Source organism: Methylomonas fluvii (genome assembly GCF_014850975.1).
Lineage (GTDB): Bacteria > Pseudomonadota > Gammaproteobacteria > Methylococcales > Methylomonadaceae > Methylomonas > Methylomonas fluvii.
The window spans coordinates 1,446,584-1,462,751 of the sequence record NZ_JACXST010000002.1 but is presented as its reverse complement, the minus strand read 5'-3'; the positions used below and the strand labels follow the sequence as shown (position 1 = coordinate 1,462,751).

The window sequence follows — 16,168 nt, the reverse complement described above, 5'->3', positions numbered from 1 at the left end:
TTTTTGCCGAGAGCAAGAGATAAGTGATGCCTTTACATATCGTTTGGCAAACTGTTGCGGATGGTGAAGAGTCTCAGCTCGCCGTGCCAATACTCGATGCGGAATTAAGATTAACCATGGCTGGTGAAATCATTACGGATGCATCTTGGCACGTTGGGGGGGAGTTAACTAAGACTTTGTCACCGCAGGCTGTTCGCGTGCAAAGTTATCTGTTAAACCCGATGCAAAATGAACTGTATGTCCACTTGCTAAGTCAGGGTAGCGCATACGGTAAAGCGGTTTGGAGTGCGTTATTGGCTATTCCTGTCGGGCAAGTGGAAACATACTCGGGATTGGCGGAGAAGCTGGGTTCAGGACCTAGAGCAATAGCGGGGGCTTGCCGCAATAATCCTTATGCCGGAATTATCCCGTGTCATCGGGTGGTGGCAAAGCATGGTATCGGCGGTTTTATGGGGCAGGCTGACGGCGAGTTTGTCGCGCTTAAACACCGTTTACTTGAGTACGAGCGTGGTTTGGGATTGGCCGGCGAATGAATTCGGCGCAGACCATAGAGTCTTTCTTAAACGCATTGTGGCTGGAATTTGGATTAAGCGACAATACGCTATCGGCTTACGGTAGCGATCTAAAATTGTTTGCGAAGTGGCTGAAGGATAAGGATATAGCGACCGTTGACGACACGACGATCAAGAGCTTTTTGGCTCACCGACAGCAACAAGGTATAAGCAGCCGTTCGTCGGCCAGAATTGTGTCTTGTTTGCGGCGCTTTTACGGTTATTTGCTGCGCGAAGGTAAGATTAATATCGATCCTACCCAATTGATAGACGCGCCACAGCTTGGCCGCACGTTGCCTGATTCATTGTCAGAAACCGATGTCGAATTATTGTTAAATGCTCCGGAAGTTACCGACAAGTTGGGTTTCAGGGATAGAACGATGCTTGAAATGCTTTACGCCACAGGGCTGCGGGTGTCCGAGTTAGTCGAACTCAAGTTTAGCCAAATCAATTTCCGGCAAGGTTGTGTGCGCATCGTCGGCAAAGGCGATAAGGAGCGCCTGGTGCCGGTTGGTGAAGAAGCCATGGATTGGGCAGAACGTTATCTGAATACTGCCAGACAAGCAATCCTGGGAAATAGACAAAGCGACTATTTGTTTGTTACCAGCAGGGGCTCTTCTATGACCAGACAGGCTTTTTGGCACATTATCAAACGCTATGCCGCGCTGGCCGGCATCGAAAAACATTTGTCGCCGCATACGCTGCGTCATGCGTTTGCCACGCATTTGTTGAATCATGGTGCTGACCTCAGAGTCGTGCAGCTATTGCTCGGTCACTCGGATTTATCCACTACCCAAATTTATACGCATATTGCCCAGCAGCGCTTGAAAGCGTTACACACCCAACATCATCCAAGAGGCTAACCATGACTACATCGATTCATCCCACCGCTTTTATCGAAACCGGCGCCATACTTGGAGAAAATGTCAGCGTTGGGCCGTTTGCGGTGATAGAGGCGGGCGCGGTGATTGGCGCGAATAGTCTAATAGGTGCGCATGCCGTAGTGCATGCACACGTCAAAATGGGTAACGGTAATGTGCTACACCCGCACGCTGTACTGGGCGGTTTACCGCAGGATTTGGGTTTTGATGCCCAAACGGAGTCGTGGCTGGAGATTGGCGACGATAACGTATTTCGGGAAGGATTTACTGCGCACAGGGCTACAGTAGTTGGCAGCGCTACCAGGATCGGGTCAGGTTGCTATTTCATGAACAACAGCCACGTTGCCCATGATTGCTCGGTTGGTGACAAAACTATTTTTGCCAATAATGTGGCGATTGGTGGCCATGTAGAGGTGGGTCATAACGTGTTTATGGGCGGGGCGGTAGTCGTTCATCAATTTTGCCGGATCGGCGCTTACGCCATCGTGCAAGGCACTACTGGGATTAATATGGATGTAATCCCGTTTATGTTGATAGGTGGCCGGCCCGCGAAGCATTATCGGCTCAACATAGTGGGCTTACGGCGAGCCGGTATAGTAGGTGAGAATTACAAAGTGCTTTCCGCCGCGTTCAGATTGTTGAAAAATAAAAAAAGCCTTGAAGAATTGCAATCTACCGAAGAGCTGCAATACTTACGGCGTTGGCTGGCAGTCGATTCCAAGCGTGGATTACACGGATTTATCGATGTTACCAACTGAATTCAATAGTCAGGGGCAATGCCGTAGGAATCTAACAAATTAGTTCCGGAGGCTAAAGTTGCAAGCCATTCCGCTAACAGACAGCAAGATTTATCATGAAAATACAAGTAATCGATAACATCGGCCAAATCCAGCCACTGATGCTGATGGCGGAAGCGGATGTTGCTTTTTATTCGGATGAGATTCAGGCTCTTAATGCTGCCGAACAACTGCAACCCAATATCATTTTGCTGAATTTTGCGTTGCGCGGTAGCCAAACAGCGGACTATACCAACTTATTATTGGCTGCCTGTCCTACCAGTAATATCGTGATCATCGGCGATGACTTACATGAAGAGCAAATTCTGCACTGCATACTAGCGGGAGCCAAGGGTTATCAAAATAGCCTGTCTCTGGCGGCCTATATCAATAGAATGATCCATGCCGTGGCTGCGGGGGAGGCTTGGTTGAGCCGTAAGATCGTTGCTTACCTTCTGGACGCTATTCACCGAAATTATTCGGCGCAAGCAATTAGCTAAAAGTGTAAACCGGCCTCGAAATAAAAAGTTTGTCCGGCGACGGGCAGATTATAAGGATAACTGGACGTAGCCGGTTCCTTCCCATTGCTATCGAACAAGTTCCGAGCGGATGCAGTCAGATCCAGATAGCCCATCAGTTTTTTAGCGTTTAAAGTCAAATCGATTGTTTCATAATCTTTTAAAACTCTCGTATCTTCCGGGCTGCTAAGGCGGTGACCTATCCAGTTGATTTGGGTTTGAATCTGCCATTTCGGCATAAAATTCCAGGCGAGTGCGGTGTAAACATGATGTTCTGGGACGTTGCTAACTCGGGTGTGAGTAGATTCGTTGCGGGCAAATTGCCATGCATAGTTACCACGTAGATTCCAATCGGAGTGAAATTTCCAATCCCATTCAAACTCGCTGCCATAGCCGTCTTGGCCTGACGTGTTACGCTCGGTTAGCGTGCGTGCGCCAGAAATCGGGCCGCTAATCAAATCGCGGATCTCATAATGGTACAAATTCAACGCGGTTCTCAGATTCTTCGTCGGACGATAATCGAATGCCAGTTCGGTAGTTGAGATGGTTTCCGGGCTCAAAGTCGGGTTACCAAGGAAAAGCGGACTGTTTTGCTGATATTGTTCTACAAAGCTTGGTGCTCGGTAAGCCTGGCCGTAGAGCAATTTAGTAGTCAATTCAGAATTGATGTTCCAAACCAGCGCTGCGCGGGGGTTCAATGTGCCACCAAAGTCGGAATAGTGGTCAAAGCGCAAACCGGTGGTCAGGTGCCAGTCTTTGGCAAATTGCCATTCGTCTTGTATCGCCGCGGACCAGATGTCGCGATGATGGTCGTCAATAAATGTAAGAGGGGTCCCGGTTAAATCTTGTAAGCCGCCGGCAAGGTTGATGGCGGGAAATGCAGATAACCGGGTGCCGTTGATAACGCCTACGCCGTAATTGCGCGCTTCCTGAGTGTTCATCTCCTCATAGCGGAAGCCGGCGATCATGCGGATCAAATGATCGGAAAAACCTTTATAAATGCTAGTGAGTTCAAAACTGGGTACGGTGTTTTTAAAGCCGGCGACAAAGCGTAGCCCCTCCGGAAATAGCACCAAGCCCCTAGTCGATGCCAACTGCTCGGTGATATTACCGTCCGCGCCGATTGGTAATATTGCACCGGCTGGAAAACCGTATATATCGGCTGAGACGTCAGTATGCAGAAAGCTGGCGTGGGCTTGCAGTTCCCAGTTCTCTAACTCATCCTCGGTCGAGTAACGCACATCAGCCAGATAGTTGGAGCCATTCCCCCTGCCTTTATTATCCAGCGCGCCGAAGGTGCCGGAGCGAAAACCGTATCCGCCCTCGTTAAAAGCCCAAAACCCCAAATCCCAATGCTTGCGCTGTAAACTGAGATGGCCGTTCCAGCGTTCGTTTTGGGTTTGCATGGGGCCGGGAGCCAAGGATATATTGGTACCCAACGTTTGGTCGACTTGGGTTTGCGCGTCGGCAGCGATGATTCGATCCGGATCGACCCCGTTATGGCTATATTGCAGGCTACCCGCCACATCCCAGCCTTGCCATTTACCGCCGTATTGGCCCCAAGCGCTTTTAGTATCGGCATTGCCGCCGCGTGCGCCGATCGTGACACCATCAATATCGGCTGCCTTTTTGGTGACGATATTAATCACCCCGGCGAAGGCGTCGGCGCCGTAAAGCGCGGAGCCCGGCCCGCGAATCACCTCAACGCGTTGAATATTTTCGACGGGAATAATCATTCCCGCCATATGCGTGCCCTGATAAGGCACCGAGAAACGTGTGCCGTTAAGCATCAGCAACACCTCGGCATTGGTTTCGTTCCGCATGCCGCGCATCGTGTAACTATAGTCGTTAGTCACCGGTTGGATCGTAACATGCATGCCAGGTACGGTTTCCAGCACCTCGTGCAGATCGGTAGCGCCCATCGTGGCAATTTGCTCGGCGGTGATAACGGTGGTCACCGCTGCCGATTGCGATACCGATTTGGCGGTACCCGAGGCAATACTCACTGAAATATTGGCTAATTCCGCTGGCGATAAATCCAGAAAATCGTTGACGGTTTGTTCGGCATATACCTGTTGGCCAAGAAGGCTGAGGAGTAGAGAGTGTTTGAAAAGCCGTTTCTTAACTGTTTTCAACATAGTATTTCTCATAATTCCCGCAGGGGCACCGGTTTGGCAATACCGTAGCCTTGCGCATAATTCACACCCAAGGTTTGTAGGAGATCGAAAATTTTTTGGGTTTCTACAAATTCGGCGATGGTCTTTTTGCCCATCACATGGGCGACCTCGTTGATCGCTTTAACCATAGTCAAATCCACCCGATCATCCATTATGTCTTTCACGAATAGCCCGTCTATCTTTAAATAATCTACCGGTAGGTTCTTTAGGTAAGCAAAAGACGATAGGCCACTGCCAAAATCATCCAGGGAGAACGAGCAGCCCTTTTGGCGTAGCGAATCGATAAATTGCCGTGCATAGGAAAGATTGCTGATAGCCGCTGTTTCGGTGATTTCGAAGCAAATTTTATGGGTGGGTATCTGCCATTTGCGGAATTGCTGATCGATAAAGCCCAGCATGGCTTGGTCCGACAGCGACAAACCGGACAGATTGACCGAGCACATTTCCAGCCGTTCCAGGAAGCCGGGCGTCGTTGCCAAGTGCTGGAACAAACGGGAGATTACCCAACGGTCTAACGGCGAAGCCATATTGTAGCGCTCCGCGGCAGGTAAAAAGGCGCCAGGCGGAATCACCTTATCTTGATCGTCTCGGTAGCGGATTAAGGTTTCGAAATGCAGACCGCCACGATTGGCGGCTATCGGTACGATTAGTTGACCGAATAGCTGGAAGCGGTCTCGCTCGATTCCCTGGCGGATTTTTTCCACCCATTGCATTTCGCCTTGGCGCAGCGTGAGTTCTTCGTCGTCCGGACTGAATATATGTACCCGATTGCGGCCTTTTTCCTTGGCGGCATAACAGGCGGCATCGGCTTCTTTCAGTACATCCACGGCATTCCCGCAGGCGCGATTGATCGGGGCGATACCAATGCTGACCCCGATATTGAAACTACGGTTTTCCCAGGCAAATTGGAAGTCGCATACCGCATTGCGTAGCTTTTCGCCGGTGATGATGGCTTGTTCCAGAGAGCAATACGACATTAGGATGCCAAATTCGTCGCCGCCCAGTCTAGCCAATATGTCCATTCTGCGTACTTGTTGGCGCAGTACTTCGCCGAGCTGCCGTAGCAGCTCGTCGCCCGCCAGATGGCCGCAGGTATCATTGACGATTTTGAACTGATCCAGATCCAAATAACACAGAACGTGATGGCTATCGTTGGCTTGCGCCTCCAACACCAAGTTTTGAATATGGATGTCGAATTGGCGGCGGTTGACTAGGCCGGTTAATTCGTCGTGGCTGGCCTGATAGGCTATTTTCTCCGATAGGCGCCGGGTTTCGGTAATGTCTTCGCAAACCAACAACAAGTGAGAACGATTGTTTTCGTCCTTCACCAAGCGCGCGGTTTCCCTAGCCCAGATGATGTTGCCGTTGCGGCAGATGATGCGGCTTTCCAGCTTATGTACTTGTTCGGGATGATTACGGCAGATTTGGAAGAACTGGTTGCAGTTGCTGATATCTTCGGGATGGGCGAAGTTGAAAATAGAGCAGCCTTGCAGTTCCTCAACGCTCAAACCCAGCTGGCGGGCGCCGAAGCGGTTTACCGAGATGATTTGCCCCTGCATATCCAGGTTAAACACCATGGTAGGGTTGTTGTCGTACAAAGCCTGGAAATTATTTTTGACGCTAATCAAGGCTTTGTTTTGAATCTCGACGGTATCCAGCATACCGTTGAACGCATCGACCAAAATTCCCATTTCATCATTGCTGTGCTTGGCTGCACGCAAGGAATAGTCGTGTTCCTGACTGACTTTCTGCGCGGTTTTAGCTAGTTGCGCGATGGGTTTTGCCACCCGGTTTAGTAGGGGGGCGGTCAGCAAAAAGGTAATGGATAAAGCCACAAACAACACAATCAGCACCACACCGACAAATTGCAGTTCTCGCCAGAAGGCCGCACTGAGGTCGGAGGATAGAAAAATGCCGCCGACAATTTCGTCGTCCAGGCGCATGGGCTGATAAACATAAAGGTTGAGTTTATCGAAATAATTACGCAAGCCATGCGATACGATCGGGCAGGTGGCGGATTGCTTGTCCAGCGAGGTGAATAGCTGACCTCTTTTGGTGTAGACGCAAGCGCTGCGCAAATCGGGGAGGTTATTCAAGGACACCAGGTTTTCCTTGGCCAAATTGGCGTCGTCGAACATCACTGCGGCGACACTTCGGTTGGCGATCAGGCTGGCTACGGCGATTAAATCGCTTTGGGCCTTGCGTTTTACTTCGGTGACGTTCACCGTTACCAAAATCACCAAGGCCAACAGCATGGAAAATAGACTGGAGGTAATGGCGATGCTGAACAATTTGCCTTTGATGGATAGCCGCGAGAAGAATCTACTCATGCTCACCCCCCTCCACCAGTATGGCAACTTCGATGAGTTTGGCGCTGACGTTAAAACCGCTTTGCTTCAAAGCCTTGAGGTTAAGGTGCAGTTTGACTTTGCCGTCGTCCAGCGCAAAGCCGATCATGCCGCCGGATTCGGCAAAAAACGGCTCGCTGCTGACCGTCAGTGATTTTTTCAGCGAGCCGACTAGTAACACACCCGGTAACGCAAGGTCCGCCCGCTGTTCGGGATTGTCGAAATAGACGATATCGCAATCTTTCGCCTGTTTGGGCGCATCGAACTTGAACAAGCGAATGGGTTTTTCCTGAACGGTCTTGTTCTCCAACGGGCTCAGCAGACTCCCGAAGGGGTCGTGGCCGATGATGCAGATATTAAAGGTGGGGCTGGCTTTTTCCGGCCAAGTGATGAATTTGGTGAAGTTATAGAGATAGGCGGCCTTGACCTTATATTCCAGGTTCAGTTCGTCTGCCGGCGACGGCTGACTAACAAAGCAAAATAGGATTACCCACTTTACGAGCTCAAAAGCGCGCCGCAACGACAATGCGTCATCAGTGGAAAAGACGGAAACCAAGGTTATTCCCTACCGGATAAAATCATCAGGCAAGGATAGTTGAAAAATTATTGGTTGCTGAAAAATCCCCGCAAGGCCCGAATCATATAGGCATGGTCGAGTACGCCGGCACTTTCCCTCAGGCTGTGCATGGCCCACATGGGTGAGCCGACATCGACACTGCGGATACCTAATTTCGCCGACGTTATCGGGCCTATCGTGCTGCCGCAGGGCAGATTGCCGTGGTGCGCGTATTTTTGATAAGGCACTCCGGTTTGTTGGCAAATGTGGATGAAAGTCGCCTCTGAAATGCATTCGGAGGAATAACGATGGTTAACATTTACCTTGATGACCGGACCTTGGTTGACGATAATTTTGTGGCCGGGCTCGTAGGCGCCGGGAAAGTTGGGTTGATAGGCATGCGCCATATCCGCGCTAACCATAAAACTGTTAGCTAGCGAACGCCGGTAGTCGTCCGGGTTACTTCCGACCGCATTGGCGATGCGCTCAAGCACATCGGGCAGGAAACTGCCGGCCGCGCCTTTGCAGCTTTCGCTGCCGATTTCCTCGTGATCGAAAAACGCACAGACCAGCGTGCTATTGGTATCCAGTGTTTGCGCATCCAGCAAAGCCGTCAGTCCGGCATGGCAAGACGCCAGATTATCCAATTGGCTATCGGCATAAAACAATTGCCCGTCACCCCACAGAGTGCCTTTCTGGGTGTCGTAGGCATTGAGCTCCCAACTTAAAATTCGCTCGGCGTCAACGTTGCTCGCTTGCGCCAGCAATTGCCGAAACCGGTCGGCTGGTAATTGTTGCTCGACACTGGCCGAAAAAATTAGCGGCAACTCAGTTTGTTTTTTCAGCTTCAGGCCGTCTTCGTTGACGCCGCGGTTCATATGAATCGCCAGATTCGGCAGACGCAGCAGCGGTTCGGCGAAGCGCAGCAGTTGGCTGGCGATGTTGCCGTCGCTATCCAGATAGGCAATACGGCCGGCCAGACTCAGATCACGATCAGTAAACGTGGCGAGAATCGGGCCCCCGTATACTTCCACGGCCAGACGCAACAGCTGGTCCGAGTCGATCAGCGGCTGCGGTTTGACGCGCAGCCCCGGCGAATCGGTATGGGCGCCGAGTATTTTGAAGCCGGTTTCCGCCAAAGCTTGTTTGCCAATCACAAATGCGGCGATGGAGGAATCGTCTCTGATCACATAGTAGCGCCCGCCGCTAGCCAATGACCATGCGTCGCTTTCCTGGATGCGTTGGAACTGATATGCCTGCAAGCGTTCTTCTATGCTGGCAACTGCATGCCAAGGACTAGGGCTGGCGTCGATGAAGTCCAGCAAATCTTGCACTTGTTGCTGAGCGGGCATCATGATTTTTCCAGTGTCAACGCCACGGAATTGATGCAATAGCGCAGGCCGGTTGGTTGCGGGCCGTCTTCGAACACATGACCCAGATGGGCGCCGCAGGATTGGCAGGTTACCTCTACCCGGCGCATGCCATGGCTGTTATCGGGATGCTGATCCAGACTTTCCGAATTTAGCGGGTCCCAAAAGCTGGGCCAGCCGCAGCCGGAATGGAATTTATGCTCGGAGGTAAATAGGGCGTGGCCGCAGCAAACGCAGCGGTAGATACCGGCTTCGTCGCAGTCGGTATATTTGCCGGTAAACGGCGGCTCGGTGCCTTTTTCCCGGCAGACATGATATTGCTCGGGGGTTAGCTTCTCGCGCCAGGCTTGTTCGGTATCGTGTTTCTCGGTCATGGTGGTGTTCCGCAGGCTGGGGTTAGTGGGCATTGTACCCAGTCTACCTCGGCATCAAAAGCAATCAAAAGCCGGGAATATTTCAGTTGATTGCATCAGGATGTTCTAATATTCTTGAGCCGCACGGTTTTGAAGCTTATAACAACAGTATAAAAATAATAAATACGCAGAGTGTGTTCATCTAAACAGCAGCGAGGAGAAGGTCATGGCAAGAATTGTAGTGTTAGGTGCGGGGATCGGCGGCGTGCCGATGGCTTACGAAATGAAGGAAACAGTCGGTAATGCACATGAAGTCGTGGTGATTTCCGATTCGCCGACTTTCCACTTTGTGCCGTCCAACCCCTGGGTGCCGCCGAAATGGCGCAAACCCGAGGATTTGAAAATCGAGCTGGCGCCGGTGATGGCGAAAAAAGGCATCAATTTCATTCAAAAGGCCGCGATTAAAGTCGATCCGGCCAACAACAAAATTGATCTGGCGGATGGCTCCTCGGTTGAATACGACTATCTGATTATCGCGACCGGTCCGCGCCTGGCCTTCGATGAAGTACCGGGTTTGGGGCCGCACGGCGGGCATACCTCATCGGTCTGCCATGTCGATCACGCGGCATTGGCTGCCGAGGATTGGGCTAAATTCATGGCCGATCCCGGTCCGATTGTGGTTGGCGCGGTGCAGGGCGCGTCCTGTTTCGGCCCGGCTTACGAATATCTGATGATTCTGGAAACCGAGCTACGTAAACGCAAAATCCGCGACAAAGTGCCGATGACTTTTGTCACCTCGGAACCTTATATCGGTCACCTGGGGTTGGGCGGCGTCGGCGATACCAAAGGCTTGCTGGAAAGCGCGCTACGCGACAAGACCATTAAATGGATCACCAACGCCAAAGTGGACCGCATCGAAGCCGGCATGATGTATGTTACCGAAGTGGATGAAGACGGTAACGAAAAGAAAAAACATGAAGTGCCGTTTAAGCATTCGATGATGCTGCCGGCGTTTACCGGCGTGGATGCGGTGCGCCACTCCGGCGCGGAGGGTTTAACCAATCCGCGCGGTTTCGTCATTGTCGATCAACATCAGCGCAATCCCACCTACAAAAACATTTATTCGGTTGGGGTCTGCATCGCCTTGCCGCCGGTGGAAAAAACCCCGGTGCCGACCGGTACCCCCAAAACCGGCTACATGATCGAATCCATGGTGACGGCTACCGCGCATAACATTCGCGATGAATTGGCCGGCAAACAGCCGTCCGATATACCCAGTTTAAGCGCGTTGTGTCTGGCCGACTTGGGCGATACTGGAGTGGCGTTTTTGGCCGTGCCGCAAATTCCGCCGCGTAACACCACTTGGTCCAACCACGGCAAATGGGTGCATCTGGCAAAAATCGGTTTTGAGAAATACTTTATGCGCAAGATTAAAAACGGCATCAGCGAGCCGTTTTACGAACGTATGATCTTGAAATTCCTCGGCGTGGTGCGTTTGAAATAGGAGGCTATATGTCTATTGATCGTCTGGTAATGGCGTTTGCCGGCTCGTTCGTTCTGATCAGTCTGGCGCTGGCTCACTGGCATTCGCCGAATTGGCTGTGGTTTACCGCGTTTGTGGGCGCCAATCTTCTGCAGGCGTCGTTCAGCGGTTTTTGTCCGCTGGCGATTATTCTGAAAAAGCTTGGGGTTAAATCGGGCTGCGCGTTCTGATGGCCTAAGTCAAAGTGCCGGATCGTTGCCAGGCGGCGATTCGGCTGTTTTCTGTTCTGTGTGAGCGAACTTGATTCTCGCATAGGGCATAGCAGTCTATTTCAAATAGGCCGCCACTGTTCGCGATTCCCAACCCCCTTCCAGCAATTCACCTGGTGGATTGACCAGCCAATCCCAGCTGGCCAATTGATCGGCATTTTGAATATAGGCACTCAAAACGGGCCAGTAATCTGTTCGGTCAAGCAAGCCGGCGCGGCTATGGCGTTGATCTGCAATTTCCGTGATCAGACAAACCGGCGTTTGCCAGTTATCCAACGTGTTTAAATGGGCGAGCATCAAGGCCCGGCCGAAAGCTTCCAATTGCCGAGGCTCGTCGGCGGTATTTGCCAACCAGTCCAGCGGAAGCAAAGGCAATTGTGTCAGGCAATTGACCGACGCGACCCAACGCGGTTTGACCGCTAACTTGGGTGCTATGGGATTCTGCACCAACGCTGCTGGCGGTATTTGCCGATGCTGAGCCAGCCAGTCCACGATGCCGGTGGCGTCATGCGGATGACAAAACACCCGGTTTGGCCAATATTTGGCAAGGCGTCGGCTTGGGTAAGTAAAGGCGATGTCCAGCAACACTATCTGATCGAAATGCTGCAATAACTCGGGGATGGGTAGATCGTGTGCGCTACCGCCGCCGATAATCAGGGCAGTGCCACCCTTATCGCCTAGCAATTGTGCGGCACTCAGCAATGCCTGTTGAGTGGCTTGGATATGTGGGCGCCAGGCTTGGCGACAGCGGCGGTGCCGGACTTGCAAAGCGGCCATTTCCCGAGCGTAACCCAATAAGCGCGCTTCGCGGCTGGCGGTGCGCACGCCCAAATAATGCCAAAACTCTTCCAGCATTAGTCGTGTTGCGTTATAGGTGGTTTAACGGTTAGCGCAACCACTATTCGTCCAAGCGATGCCCACAATACTTGCAATGCGCCGCGTCGAAATCGTGGCTGGCGGCGCCGCAATTTCGGCAAGCGCGGTTATCCAGATTTTGGTTTTTGCGGGTGTTCAGTAATTCGGCGCTATAAATGCCGGTCGGCACCGCAATGATGCCGTAACCCATGATCATAATGGTCGAAGCGATCATTTGCCCTACCGGCGTTTTCGGCGCGATGTCGCCGTAACCGACCGTGGTGATAGTGACGATGGCCCAGTACACGGCTTTCGGGATGCTGGTAAAGCCGGCGGCCGGACCTTCCACCACATACATCAAAGTGCCGAATACCACTACCAGGGTCAGCACCGCGTATAAAAACACGGTGATTTTTCGCAGGCTATTCACCAAAGCCACCACCAGAATGTCGGCTTCTTCCAGATATTCGGAAAGCTTCAGTACCCGGAAAATCCGTAACAGCCGCAAAATCCGCAAAGTCAGCATATATTCCGAGCCGGGTAGCAGCAAGCCCAGGTAAGCCGGCAGTATCGATAACAAGTCAACAATCCCGAAAAAGCTGCGTGCATACAGCCAAGGGCGACGCACGCAAATCAAACGGAGCGCGTACTCCAACGTAAACAAACCGGTAAACAGCCATTCCGCCCAGAACACCGCCGTCGCGTAGCGTTGTTGAAAGTCGGCGACACTGTCCAGCATCACCACCAGGATGCTCAGCAAAATTGCCACGATCAAGGCGATATCGAAGCGCCGCCCGGCGGCGGTTTCTGAACCAAACACGATTTGGTTCAGCGCCTCGCGCCACGCGGACAGTGTCCTGCCTTGATTGTAGCGGTGCTGGCGTTTGGGCTTAGAGGTCATAGTTCTCGATGGTGAACGGTAGGGGAGTGCTGCTTGGCGAGCAAAGTATAAATCCGGTCCCGGCGGTCGGGCTAACTCAGACAATATTTTGTTTGGCGCCAGCGGTCGATTGTCGGGTTTGCTACAAATGAGCTTGGCTCAAAGCATAGAAAATTCAAGCGTTTATAAGTTGGCACAACCGTTGCAAAAGCATTAATAAAAACGTGAGGTTGTGTTATGAAATCGACCAAAGACATTGCGGAACTGCTGGACGAACCGGCTTGCGAGCATAACAAAAAGGAAAAGTCCGGCTGCGCCAAACCCAAACCCGGTTCGGCGGCGGGCGGATGTGCCTTCGATGGTGCACAGATTGCACTATTACCGATCGCCGACGTCGCTCACATTGTTCACGGTCCCATCGCCTGCGCTGGTAGCTCCTGGGACAACCGCGGTACCCGCTCTTCCGGTTCGGAGCTGTATCGGATTGGTATGACCACCGATTTGACCGAGCAAGACGTGGTGATGGGACGTAGCGAAAAGCGCCTGTTTCACGCCATCAAACAAGCCATCGAAACCTACAATCCGCCGGCGGTGTTTATTTATAACACTTGCGTGCCGGCCTTGGTCGGTGACGACATCAACGCCACTTGCAAATCCGCCGCCGAACGCTGGGGTGTGCCAGTGGTACCCATCGATTGCGCCGGCTTCTACGGCACCAAAAACCTGGGTAACCGCATCGCCGGCGACGCGATGGTCAATCACGTGATTGGCACCCGTGATCCCGACCCGTTGCCGCCCGGTACAGAACGGCCCGGTATCAAGGTGCACGACGTCAATCTGGTCGGGGAATACAACATCGCCGGTGAGTTCTGGCATGTGTTGCCGCTTCTGGACGAAATGGGTCTGCGGGTATTGTGCACCCTGTCCGGAGACGCCCGTTTCCGCGAAGTGCAAACCATGCACAAGGCCGAGGTCAACATGATGGTCTGCTCCAAAGCCATGGTCAACGTGGCCCGCAAGCTGCAACAAAGCTATGGTACGCCCTGGTTCGAAGGCAGTTTTTACGGCATTACCGATACCAGCCAGGCTTTGCGCGACTTCGCCCGAGTCATCAACGATCCTGATTTAATCGAACGCACCGAAGCCATCATCGCCCGCGAGGAAAATCGCATCCGCGAAGCACTAGCGCCCTGGAGAGAAAGGCTAAAAGGCAAACGGGTATTGTTGTTTACCGGCGGCGTGAAAAGCTGGTCGGTGATTTCGGCACTGCAGGATTTGGGGATGGTGGTCGTGGCCACCGGCACCAAGAAATCCACCGAGGAAGACAAAGCGCGGATTCGCGAATTAATGGGCGAAGACACGCTGATGATCGAAGACGGCAGCCCGAAAGCCTTGTTAAAAGTTGTCGCCGATTACAAAGCCGACATCCTGATCGCCGGCGGCCGGAATATGTATACCGCGTTGAAAGCGCGGATTCCGTTCCTGGACATCAACCAAGAGCGTGAATTCGGTTACGAAGGTTATCAAGGCATGTTGGAACTGGTCCGGCAGCTGGCCTTAACCCTGGAAAGCCCGGTTTGGGAAGCCGTGCGGGCGACACCACCCTGGCGGACTGGCGGGCTGAAAAAATCGGCCGCGGTGATCGAAAACGTAGGGTACGCACCGCGTACCGCTTCAGCAAACCCGGTACGCAATGCGTACCCTACTGCGGGGTAGCCATGGCCGACATCGTCAAACGCAACAAGGCCCTATCGGTCAATCCGCTAAAGGCCAGCCAACCTACCGGCGGTTCCCTGGCTTGCCTGGGTTTTGATCGGGCGATTCCGATGCTGCATGGCTCGCAAGGTTGCACCGCGTTTGCCAAGGTGTTCTTCGTGCGGCATTTTCGCGAGCCGATTCCGTTGCAAACCACCGCGATGGATCAAGCCAGCTCCGTGTTGGGTGCCGACGAAAATGTCATTGAAGGCATCAAAGCGATTGCCGAAAAATCCAACCCGGCCTTGATTGCGGTCCTGACCACCGGATTAGCGGAAACCCAAGGCTGCGACGTGCATCGTAACGTCCGTGAGTTTCGCGAGCGTTACCCAGAATACGCGCACGTGGCGTTGGTCGCGGTGAACACGCCCGATTTCACCGGTTGTGTGGAAACCGGCTATGCGGCGACCATTTACGAAATCGTCAAAGCCCTGGTGCCCGACGCGGAAACTGCTGGGACCAAGCCGGGCAATCGCCAGCGCCAGGTCAATTGTTTGGTTAGCCCCATGTTGACGCCCGGCGATCTGGAAGCGCTGCGCGATTTGATCGAACAGTTCAATTTACGCCCCGTGCTGGTGCCGGACTTGTCCGACTCTCTGGACGGCAGCCTAACCGACGACGACTTTTCGCCGGTGACCATCGGCGGTACGCCAGTGTCGGAGCTGGCGACTTTGGGTGAAGCGAAAGCCAGCTTGATAATCGGCTCCTCCTTACGCAAGTCCGGGGAGCTGTTGCAGGAAAAAACCGGCGTCCCCAGTTTCTATTTCGATCATCTTTACGGTCTCCAGGCTAACGACGCCTTGATTACTGCGCTAGCGGACATCAGCGAAGTGCCAGTGCCGCAAAAGATTGAACGGCAGCGCGCGCAATTGCAAGACGCCATGCTCGATACTCACTTCATGCTGGGCCAACTGCGGGTAGCGATTGCCGCCGATCCAGATCAACTCAATGCCCTGATTCATTTGGTACAAGGCATGGGTGCGGAAGTGGTCACAGCCATCTGTGCCGGCAATACCCCGGTGCTGGCAACGGCACCGGTGGACAGCATCAAAATCGGCGACCTGGAAGACTTGGAAATAATGGCTAAGGAACGCAAGGCGCAATTGCTGATCGGTAACTCGCATGCCGTGGCTAGCGCCGAACGCTTGGGGATACCAATCCTGCGCATCGGTTTTCCGTTGTACGACATCATCGGCGGTTATCAAAAAACCTGGATAGGCTATCGCGGCACTCGGCAAACCTTGTTTGATTTAGCCAATTTGGTGATCAACTTTGCCCACGAGGAGATCGAACCGTACTACTCGCCGTATGCGCAAAAACCCGAATCCGAACGTCAAGCGTGCTCGCCGTCATGTCATTAGCCCGCCGCATACACGTTTTGCATACCCACGAACAG

Annotated in this window: 15 protein-coding genes; 8 read left to right on the top strand and 7 right to left on the bottom strand. The window is 52.8% G+C overall.

The genetic code is table 11. The features are described from left to right. Positions 1–26: 26 nt before the first annotated feature. The 4 genes from EBB_RS16160 (at position 27) to EBB_RS16145 (ending at position 2,708) form a co-directional block, all read left to right on the top strand. Positions 27–533: a methylated-DNA--[protein]-cysteine S-methyltransferase gene (locus EBB_RS16160; RefSeq protein ID WP_192394766.1), complete on the top strand. Its 507-nt coding sequence runs from the start codon at positions 27–29 to the stop codon at positions 531–533. Next, positions 530–1,414, top strand: coding sequence for a site-specific tyrosine recombinase XerD (gene xerD / locus EBB_RS16155; RefSeq protein WP_192394765.1), 885 nt, complete (start codon positions 530–532; stop codon positions 1,412–1,414). The genes EBB_RS16160 and xerD overlap by 4 nt, the downstream gene beginning before the upstream one ends. 2 nt (positions 1,415–1,416) lie before the next feature. Then, positions 1,417–2,190: an acyl-ACP--UDP-N-acetylglucosamine O-acyltransferase gene (gene lpxA, locus EBB_RS16150; protein WP_192394764.1), complete on the top strand. Its 774-nt coding sequence runs from the start codon at positions 1,417–1,419 to the stop codon at positions 2,188–2,190. 95 nt (positions 2,191–2,285) lie between these two features. After that, positions 2,286–2,708 carry a transcriptional regulator gene (locus EBB_RS16145; protein ID WP_192394763.1) on the top strand — a complete coding sequence of 141 codons (423 nt, stop codon included), beginning with the start codon at positions 2,286–2,288 and terminating at the stop codon, positions 2,706–2,708. Here EBB_RS16145 and EBB_RS16140 read toward each other — a convergent pair. Genes EBB_RS16140 through msrB form a run of 5 tightly spaced genes read right to left on the bottom strand, consistent with a single transcriptional unit; the run spans position 2,705 to position 9,551 of the window. Continuing rightward, positions 2,705–4,864: a TonB-dependent receptor plug domain-containing protein gene (locus tag EBB_RS16140; RefSeq protein WP_192394762.1), complete on the bottom strand. Its 2,160-nt coding sequence runs from the start codon at positions 4,862–4,864 to the stop codon at positions 2,705–2,707. The two genes, EBB_RS16145 and EBB_RS16140, sit on opposite strands and share 4 nt — an antisense overlap. A gap of 8 nt (positions 4,865–4,872) precedes the next feature. After that, positions 4,873–7,233 carry an EAL domain-containing protein gene (locus EBB_RS16135; RefSeq protein WP_192394761.1) on the bottom strand — a complete coding sequence of 787 codons (2,361 nt, stop codon included), beginning with the start codon at positions 7,231–7,233 and terminating at the stop codon, positions 4,873–4,875. Next, complete coding sequence (locus EBB_RS16130) at positions 7,226–7,807, bottom strand: YfiR family protein (protein ID WP_192394760.1); 582 nt, start codon at positions 7,805–7,807, stop codon at positions 7,226–7,228. The genes EBB_RS16135 and EBB_RS16130 overlap by 8 nt, the downstream gene beginning before the upstream one ends. Before the next feature lie 47 nt (positions 7,808–7,854). Further along, positions 7,855–9,159, bottom strand: coding sequence for a M18 family aminopeptidase (locus EBB_RS16125; RefSeq protein ID WP_192395053.1), 1,305 nt, complete (start codon positions 9,157–9,159; stop codon positions 7,855–7,857). Next, complete coding sequence (msrB, locus tag EBB_RS16120) at positions 9,159–9,551, bottom strand: peptide-methionine (R)-S-oxide reductase MsrB (protein ID WP_192394759.1); 393 nt, start codon at positions 9,549–9,551, stop codon at positions 9,159–9,161. Before msrB ends, EBB_RS16125 begins: the two co-directional genes overlap by 1 nt. A gap of 205 nt (positions 9,552–9,756) precedes the next feature. Between msrB and EBB_RS16115 the strand changes: the two genes are divergently transcribed. Together EBB_RS16115 and EBB_RS16110 are read left to right on the top strand one after the other, a co-directional pair. After that, positions 9,757–11,034 carry an NAD(P)/FAD-dependent oxidoreductase gene (locus tag EBB_RS16115; protein ID WP_192394758.1) on the top strand — a complete coding sequence of 426 codons (1,278 nt, stop codon included), beginning with the start codon at positions 9,757–9,759 and terminating at the stop codon, positions 11,032–11,034. Between the two features lie 8 nt (positions 11,035–11,042). Continuing rightward, positions 11,043–11,243 carry a YgaP family membrane protein gene (locus EBB_RS16110; protein ID WP_192394757.1) on the top strand — a complete coding sequence of 67 codons (201 nt, stop codon included), beginning with the start codon at positions 11,043–11,045 and terminating at the stop codon, positions 11,241–11,243. A gap of 96 nt (positions 11,244–11,339) precedes the next feature. Here the strand turns inward: EBB_RS16110 and EBB_RS16105 are convergent, their stop codons facing one another. Both EBB_RS16105 and EBB_RS16100 read right to left on the bottom strand, forming a co-directional pair. Beyond that, entirely contained in the window at positions 11,340–12,137 is a 798-nt protein-coding gene (locus EBB_RS16105; protein ID WP_192394756.1) for a hypothetical protein, read from the bottom strand. Between the two features lie 43 nt (positions 12,138–12,180). After that, the gene (locus EBB_RS16100; protein ID WP_192394755.1) at positions 12,181–13,038 is read right to left on the bottom strand and encodes an ion transporter; all 858 of its coding nucleotides are present in this window, start codon (positions 13,036–13,038) and stop codon (positions 12,181–12,183) included. A 216-nt stretch (positions 13,039–13,254) separates the two neighbouring features. Between EBB_RS16100 and nifE the strand changes: the two genes are divergently transcribed. Both nifE and nifN read left to right on the top strand, forming a co-directional pair. Continuing rightward, a complete protein-coding gene (gene nifE / locus EBB_RS16095; RefSeq protein ID WP_192394754.1) occupies positions 13,255–14,733 on the top strand; it encodes a nitrogenase iron-molybdenum cofactor biosynthesis protein NifE in 1,479 nt (492 codons plus the stop codon). A 2-nt stretch (positions 14,734–14,735) separates the two neighbouring features. Further along, positions 14,736–16,133, top strand: a complete 1,398-nt coding sequence (gene nifN / locus EBB_RS16090) for a nitrogenase iron-molybdenum cofactor biosynthesis protein NifN (protein ID WP_192395052.1) — start codon at positions 14,736–14,738, stop codon at positions 16,131–16,133. Positions 16,134–16,168 lie beyond the last annotated feature (35 nt).